Raw genomic sequence first — 461 nt, 5'->3', positions numbered from 1 at the left:
CTCGGCATCCTGCGCCTGCAGGAACACCAGCGCACGCGCCTGTTCGTGCGCCGCGACCGGTTCGACCGCTTCGTGTCGTGCCTCGTGTTCGTGCCGCGCGACAAGTACAACACCGACCTGCGCCGCCGCATCGCGAAGCTGCTGGTCGACGCGTACAACGGCGTGAACGTCGAATTCACGCCGCTGCTGTCGGAATCGGCGATCGCACGGGTTCATTTCGTCGTGCATGCCGAACCCGGCACGATGCCCGACGTCGACACGCGCGAACTCGAAACGCGGCTCGTGCAGGTCACGCGCCGCTGGCAGGACGATCTCGCCGACGCGCTGCTCGACGCATTCGGCGAAGAGCAAGGCAACCGCCTGCTGCAGCGCTATGCCGAGTCGTTCCCGGCCGGCTATCGCGACGACTATCCGGCGCGCACGGCCGTGCGCGACATCGAGCTGATCGAGCGCGTGAAGGA

1 protein-coding gene is annotated in these 461 nt (G+C 67.2%); it reads left to right on the top strand.

Going from position 1 to position 461, the window contains the following annotated elements:
• Positions 1-461 (top strand): NAD-glutamate dehydrogenase domain-containing protein (locus M3147_RS18995; RefSeq protein ID WP_251204956.1); only part of this gene is annotated, 461 nt, incomplete at both ends.

It is taken from the genome of Agromyces mediolanus, assembly GCF_023715325.1.
Lineage (GTDB): Bacteria > Actinomycetota > Actinomycetes > Actinomycetales > Microbacteriaceae > Agromyces > Agromyces mediolanus_A.
Note: the sequence above shows the minus strand (reverse complement) of the source record. Positions and strands in the feature narration are given on the sequence as shown.